The sequence below is a fragment of the Anaerolineae bacterium genome (assembly GCA_014360855.1).
Lineage (GTDB): Bacteria > Chloroflexota > Anaerolineae > JACIWP01 > JACIWP01 > JACIWP01.
Genome location: JACIWP010000184.1, coordinates 1 through 6,539 on the forward strand (window position 1 = coordinate 1; position 6,539 = coordinate 6,539).

General features: G+C 65.8%; 7 protein-coding genes. 4 read left to right on the plus strand and 3 right to left on the minus strand.

The features are described 5' to 3' along the window. From H5T60_10295 to H5T60_10305, 3 genes are all read right to left on the minus strand, one after another. A partial coding sequence (locus H5T60_10295; protein MBC7242820.1) for an MFS transporter occupies window positions 1-602 on the minus strand: 602 nt, incomplete at its 3' end. A gap of 7 nt (window positions 603-609) precedes the next feature. Next, complete coding sequence (locus H5T60_10300) at window positions 610-1,269, minus strand: hypothetical protein (GenBank protein ID MBC7242821.1); 660 nt, start codon at window positions 1,267-1,269, stop codon at window positions 610-612. Further along, window positions 1,266-2,165 carry an alpha/beta fold hydrolase gene (locus tag H5T60_10305; GenBank protein MBC7242822.1) on the minus strand — a complete coding sequence of 300 codons (900 nt, stop codon included), beginning with the start codon at window positions 2,163-2,165 and terminating at the stop codon, window positions 1,266-1,268. Before H5T60_10305 ends, H5T60_10300 begins: the two co-directional genes overlap by 4 nt. A 449-nt stretch (window positions 2,166-2,614) precedes the next feature. On the opposite strand from H5T60_10305, the gene H5T60_10310 reads away from it, so the two are divergent. The 4 genes from H5T60_10310 to H5T60_10325 form a co-directional block, all read left to right on the plus strand. Next, on the plus strand, window positions 2,615-3,613 hold the full coding sequence (locus H5T60_10310) for a methyltransferase domain-containing protein (protein MBC7242823.1): 999 nt from the start codon (window positions 2,615-2,617) through the stop codon (window positions 3,611-3,613). 134 nt (window positions 3,614-3,747) lie between these two features. Continuing rightward, complete coding sequence (locus tag H5T60_10315; protein MBC7242824.1) at window positions 3,748-4,695, plus strand: MoxR family ATPase; 948 nt, start codon at window positions 3,748-3,750, stop codon at window positions 4,693-4,695. Window positions 4,696-4,709: 14 nt separating this feature from the next. Continuing rightward, on the plus strand, window positions 4,710-6,035 hold the full coding sequence (locus tag H5T60_10320) for a DUF58 domain-containing protein (protein ID MBC7242825.1): 1,326 nt from the start codon (window positions 4,710-4,712) through the stop codon (window positions 6,033-6,035). Then, window positions 6,032-6,539, plus strand: a 508-nt coding sequence (locus H5T60_10325) for a hypothetical protein (GenBank protein ID MBC7242826.1), incomplete at its 3' end; no start/stop codon positions are given. The genes H5T60_10320 and H5T60_10325, both read left to right, overlap by 4 nt.

Sequence of the window (6,539 nt, forward strand, 5' to 3'; positions counted from 1 at the left end):
GGCTCCCGCACCCCGAGCAAGGTGCAGATCAGCATGGTGAGCAGGACGCCGGCAATGACGGCGAGAGCCAGCCGGCTTTGGCCGCGGTCCACGAAATAGCCAGCGGTCATGCCGCCAGCGATGAAGCCGGCCAGGTCCAGGATGTTTTTCGCCCCGGAAGCAGTTCCGTGTCGGGCCGGCGGCACCAGGTCGGGGATCAGCCCCTGCAGAGGGCCGTGGGCCAGGTTGGAGGTGCACTGCAAAAGCACGTAGCTGATGGTCAGGAAGAGAAAGCTCCCGCTGAGGCTGATGGCGAGCAGGCTGAGGAGCGCGCCGGCGGCGCCGACTGCGATCCAGGGCCGGCGCCGGCCCCATGGGGTGGTCGTAGCATCCGAGAGCGCCCCGCTGAGCGGCTGAATCAGCATGGCCAGGATCAGGCCGGCGAAGGTCATCATGCCGAGGGCGGTCGCCTTGCGGTGCTCCGGCACGAACTCCAGGAGCACTGCCGGCAGAATAATGGTGTGCAGTCCGTTCCAGAGGAAGGTCAGCCCGAACCAGTAGCAGTTGATGAAAAAGTAATCCTTGGGGCGCAGAACCGCGGCGGGGGGCTGACGTTCCGTCATGGGCAGGTCATTCTGGGGTAATGTACACATGCACGATGCCGCCGACCTGGGCCTGGTCATCCGTGAACAAGATGACGCGCAGTTCGTGGCGCGCCAGCACCCCCTCGCGCAGTTGCCCCTCCCAGGTCAGGGAGTCGGCAACCTTGCGGTACGGATAGCCGGCGACCCCGCCGAACACCGCGCCCTTGTCGGGGTCCTTGCCCAGATAGGTGATAGTGGTGCCGGGCACCGGCTGATAGCGTTTCACGGCGGCGGTCATGGGTAGGGCATAATGGATGGGCGGCTCGCTGACAATGGTCTGGGGGGCAGGAGCCGGCTTACGGACGCGGAGGCGGGCAGTGCCGGCGGTGTGCAGTTCATCCTCCCCTATCCAGATGATGCGCAGTGCCAGCTTCAGCTCCACGCCCTCACGCACAGTACCGCTCCAATCGAGGGAATCGCCCACTTTCTTCTCGGCGAGGGCGCCGGCGATGCTGACCCTGGCCGTGCCGTCGGTGATGGAGAGCAGTTCCACCGGCGTGCCGGGCAGGCGCTCGCCGACCTTCATTCCCATCTCCACCGGACCTTCCAGCACCAGCTCCTCTCCTGATGGCGCCGTCATGCAGGCGGCCAGCAGGACCGCCAGGCACAGGGCCAGCGCCGGCACAAGCCAATTCCTGGGTTTCATGCGGCATCTCCTCCCTTATCTGGGAAAAAGCGGTCGAAGAAGGCCAGGATCCTCGGCAGGTATTCCTCTGGAGCAGTCCGATCAATCTCCCGATGGCCGGCGCCCGGCACGAGCCAGAACTCTTTGGGTTCGCCGGCCAGCTCGTACAGCCGGCGGGCATCCGACGCCGGCACATAGATATCGTCCTCGCCGTGGATGATGAACAGGCCGCGCGGCGCTACCTGGCCCACCCAGCGGATGGGATACGCATCTTCCAGCCGGCAGGCCAGAAACAGGTCGGCGACCTTCACCGCCAGCTTACCCACCAGGCGGGGGATCGGCTCCGGGATGCCCTGAGCGCGCAGTCCACCGGCGACGGTGGTATCCAGCGTGGCGAAGGCGCTGTCGGTCACCACGGCCTTGACCGCCGGCGACAACGGCGCGGAGGCGATGGCGGTCGCGCCGCCCATGGAGAAGCCCAACAGGCCCACTTCGTGGATGCCCCGGCCTTCCAGGAAGCGGATGGCGGCGAGCACATCTTTGCGCTCATGGTACCCCATGGAGACGCGCGCTCCGTCACTGCGGCCGTGGCCGCGGAAATCGAACATCAGGACGTTGTAGCCGTGCTGGTGGAACGCCGGCACGTAGCCCAGGTCCCCGTCCATGCTCCCGCTGTGGCCATGGCAGAAGATGATGGTGCCACGTGCCGGCGCCGGCGCGGGGATGAACCAGCCGCGCAGGGTCAGGCCGTCCTCGGTCTGGAAGCTCACCTCCTCGTGGGGCAGGCCCAGCGCGGTGGGGTCGGCCGGCCGGTCGGGCGCCGGCCGGCGGATGAGCTTGCGCGCCGCCAGGAAGGCCGGCACCAGCAGAGTAAGGACTGCAAAGCCAGCGAGGATGAGAATTGTCAGCGATGCCATCCTTGCGCATTTGACGAAAGATTGTGAAATAAATCTCTTTTCAAAAAGCCTTGACTTTGTCATGGCAGTCGGGTATAATGTAAGTAATCCAGACAACTGGAGTTGGATGGCCCGTGCAGGGCCAGCGTGGGAAAGCCAGGGTACCCTGGCTTTTCCCATTTTTACCCTAGGAACACCTGTCCATATCCCCTTACTCGACCATCCGACAGCCGACGGTTGTATTTTGAGGCGACACAGCGGCTGATCTCTTTTCCAAAGACATCCCCTGGATCCTGAATCCTTTCATGGGCGAGCAAGATTTCCTCCCGAATAAAATTGTAGCACAGCCGGCGGGGCGCGACAAGTCATCTCGCGGTATTGACAGCACCCCGTATATCCGGTAAGCTCTGGCCGGCGATAGTTCCTGATCGCTCTCGGCGTCTTTCTACGCACAGAAAGGGGTAGGGGACATGCACGATTACCTGATCGAAATGCTGGTCTGCCCGACATGTCACGGCGGGCTGGTATGGGAAGTCTCGGAACGCCAGGGGAATACCTTTGTAAGCGGCACGGCGGAGTGCTCGGATTGCGGCACCAGGTACCCTGTGCAGGAGGGCATCGGGGTGTTCCTGACGCCGGACCTGCCGCGCCAGGATCTATGGGAGGAGGTGGAAAGCCGGCTTTCCACCTACCTGCGCGAGCATCCGGATCTCGAGCGCCAACTGCTGGAAACCCCGCTGAAAGAGCTTGCGCCGGCGGACCAGTTCTTCCGCTCCATGATCCTCGATGAGCGGGGCGAGTTCGCCAAGGCCCGGGAGGCCGCCGATACGGCCAGGGCCGGCCTGTACACCAGGGAGTACCTGGAATGTTCCGAGCGCCAGATCGAGTTTGCCCTCCAGCTCCTTGCCGCAGATACCGCGCCGGTGGTGGACCTGGCCTCGGGCATGGGGCACTTCGTGGAGCACATGGCGCGCCGGCTGAACCGCCCCATTGTCGCCACCGACTTCAGCCCGCGCGTCCTACGCCGCGACCGCCGGCGCTTCTCCTTCCTCGGTCTGGAGGACCGCATCAGCCTCCTCGCCTTGGATGCCCGCCGCACTCCTTTCCGCCACGGCGCAGTCCATACCATGACCACCTACCAGGGCCTCCTGAACATCCGGGAGCCAGGAGAGCTCCTGCGGGAGCTCCGGCGGGTTGTCTCCGGCACCCTGGTGGCGCTGACTTTCTTTTTCCCGGAAGAGGACGCGGCGAACGGGGCACTCATCCAGGAGCTTGGGCTGACGCAGATGGCCTATCGGGAGCCGGCGCTCCGGCAGTTCCGGGAGGCCGGCTGGACGGTGCAGGTGGCGGCATCCTGGAAAGGACTTGCGCGCCCGACACCCCAATCGGTCCTGCTGGAAGGGGCCGGCATTGATGCCCTGCCGGCGGCGGAGACCACGCTGGAATGGTGCGTGCTGGAGGCACACTGACACATGCATCCAACCGAGAGGGTGCTGTGGGGATGACCTCTCACCGCCTCAGGGACAGAAAGCTTTGACAATTCCCGCCGGCAGGCTATACTGTCCTTAAGATGTCCATCTCTTGCGAACAGGCGTAACACTTCATGGAAATCAAAGAGGTTCAATCCCTGGCGGAACAGGTCAAAGAGAACGTCGGACGCGTCATCGTCGGGAAGGAAGAGGTCGTTGAGCTGGCCCTGATCGCCCTGCTGTGCGAGGGGCACCTGCTCATCGAGGATGTGCCGGGCATCGGCAAGACCACGCTGGCCAAGGCGCTGGCGCGTTCGCTGGACTGTCAGTTCAGCCGCATTCAGTTCACCCCGGACCTTCTGCCCTCGGATGTAACGGGTATTTCGTTCTTCAACCAGCGGACGCAAAGCTTTGAGTTTCGCGCCGGCCCGGTATTCGCCCAGATCGTCCTGGCGGACGAGATCAACCGCGCCACCCCGCGCACCCAGAGCGCCCTGTTGGAGGCCATGCAGGAGCGCCAGGTCACCATTGACGGCCAGACCTATACCCTGCCACGACCTTTCATGGTACTGGCGACCCAAAACCCCATTGAACTGGAAGGCACCTTCCCGCTTCCGGAGGCCCAGGTGGACCGCTTCCTGATGCGCATCGCGCTGGGCTACCCCGACGAACAGGAGGAGAACGCCATCCTGCGGCGCTTCGAGCGGGAGGACCCGCTGGAGCAGTTGACGCCGGTGGCCACGGCGGGGCAGGTGCTGGAGGCGCAGACAGCGGTGCGCCAGGTGCACGTGGAGGATTCGGTGCGGGAATATATGGTGCGGGTGGTGCGCGCCACCCGGGAGCACGAGGCGGTATCGCTGGGCGTCAGCCCGCGCGGCACGCTGGCCCTCTTCCATACGGCGCAGGCGCTGGCGGCTCTGCGCGGCCGGCATTTCGTCATCCCCGACGACGTGAAGACCCTGGTCCCTCATGTTCTGACCCACCGCATCATCATCAGCCAGCGGGTGCGCCTGCGCGGGCGTACGCCGGCCGAGGTGCTCCAGGAAATCGTGGATGCAGTCCCGGTGCCGGTGGAAGGATAGCCGGCGGAACAGGCATGGAAAGCCCCCTTGGATTTGGACGTCGGGTGGTTATTGACCGCGCCAAGACCACCCAGTACACCGAGGCCTGGGTCGTCTTGGCGCTGGTGCTCATCCTCATTGGCCTCCTCACCCGCCGGCCGGCCCTGCTCACCATCGCCGCGCTCCTGCTGGTCATCCTGCCGGCGGCCTGGGCGTGGAACCGGCTGGCCCTGCAGGGGGTGGTCTACGAGCGCATGTTCGGCGAGCGGCGGGCATTCGCCGGCGAAAATATCCCCCTCACCATCCGCATCACCAACCGCAAACTCCTGCCGGTGCCCTGGCTGAAGGTCGAGGACGAGATCCCCACCCAGCTTCCGGTCCTCGATGCCCAGGTCCAGCCCAGCCATAAGCCGCAGACAGGCATGCTCTCCGCCATATACTCCCTGCGCTGGTACGAGCAGGCCGAGCGCGTCTATACCCTGCACTGCGCCCAGCGCGGCTATTACGCCTACGGCCCGGTGACCCTGCGCGCCGGCGACATCTTCGGCCTGTTCGAGGACCGCCGGCGGCTGGCGCATACGGATTGGCTCATCGTCTACCCACGGGTAGTGCCGCTGGAGGAGCTGGGACTGCCGGCCAAGGACCCGCTGGGGGAGCTGGCGGTGCGCCGGCGGCTGTTCGAGGACCCCTCCCGCACCATGGGCGTGCGCGATTACCAGCCCCATGATGATTTCCGCCGCATTCACTGGAAGGCTACCGCCCGCCGGCAGTCCCTCCAGGTGCGCGTCTACGAGCCAACCACTTCGTTCAACCTGGCGATCTGCCTCAACGTCGCCAACTTCCGCCGGTACTGGCAGGGCTATGACCCGGTCCTGCTGGAGAAGACCATCATGGTAGCCGCATCGGTGGCGCACTATGCCGCTGAGCGGCGCTATGCGGTGGGACTGGTGGCCAACGGCTGTCTGCCCGAGTCGGATCAGCCCATCCGGGTGCCGCCTGGCCGGGCGCCGGCGCAGTTGGTGCGGGTGCTCGAGATGTTGGCGGCAGTGACGTCCATCGCCAGCGTGCCCTTTGAGGACCTCCTGATCAGCGCCGGCGCGGAGCTTCCCTGGGGAAGCACCATGGTGGTGGTGACCGGCATCGTCACCGAAGAGATCACCGAGTCGCTCCAGCGCCTGCGGGCGGCCGGCCGGCATATGGTGCTCATCTCCCTGGAGGAGACCCCTCCGCCGGAACTGGACGGCGTGCTGACCTATCATCTGCCGCAGTTGCGCGATGCGGCGGATGACGCGGCGGTCATGGCCGCCGGCCTGCGCCAGCCGCTGTCCCGGGCAGAGCCGGCCCAGGAGGCTGTGCCGTGAGACAACTACTGCGGATGCCGCTTGGGATGGAGCTTCCGGATGCGCCGTACGTGCGGCGCGCGCTTCTGCTGGCCAGTTTGTGGGCCATGGAGAGCGCCCTGCTAGCGGCGCTGTTCGTGCCCATCACCGCCGGCGCGGCGCCGCACAGCGTGCTCTGCGCCTGGGCCGGCACCGCCGGCATCATGGCCGGCGCCTTCCTGGTCACCTGGGTGCTGGCGCGCTCGCGCCTGCCGCTGGCCGGCCAGCGCTGGGCCTTGCTCGGCATTCTCCTGCTGAGCGCCCTGCTCCTCACCCGCTTTCATGTGTACCGGGATGTCCCTCTCCGCTCATGGGCATGGCTGAAGGATTGGGCGGCCAATTGGGGCGCCCTCACCACCGGCGTGACGGGCGGGCCGGCGGCCCTGGTCACTCTGCTGGTGTGCTGGTGGCGCGGCATGCGCCTGCATGACCGCCCGCTCTCCCTGCCAGCCGTGGCCTTCTCCTTCCGGCTGAACGTCTTATGGC

Bases quoted from the DNA above. Each gene is read 5' to 3' on its own strand.
- H5T60_10315 (MBC7242824.1), top strand. From the start codon at position 3,748: ATGGAAATCAAAGAGGTTCAATCCCTGGCGGAACAGGTCAAAGAGAAC.
- H5T60_10310 (MBC7242823.1), top strand. From the start codon at position 2,615: ATGCACGATTACCTGATCGAAATGCTGGTCTGCCCGACATGTCACGGC.
- H5T60_10300 (MBC7242821.1), bottom strand. From the start codon at position 1,269: ATGAAACCCAGGAATTGGCTTGTGCCGGCGCTGGCCCTGTGCCTGGCG.
- H5T60_10320 (MBC7242825.1), top strand. From the start codon at position 4,710: ATGGAAAGCCCCCTTGGATTTGGACGTCGGGTGGTTATTGACCGCGCC.
- H5T60_10305 (MBC7242822.1), bottom strand. From the start codon at position 2,165: ATGGCATCGCTGACAATTCTCATCCTCGCTGGCTTTGCAGTCCTTACT.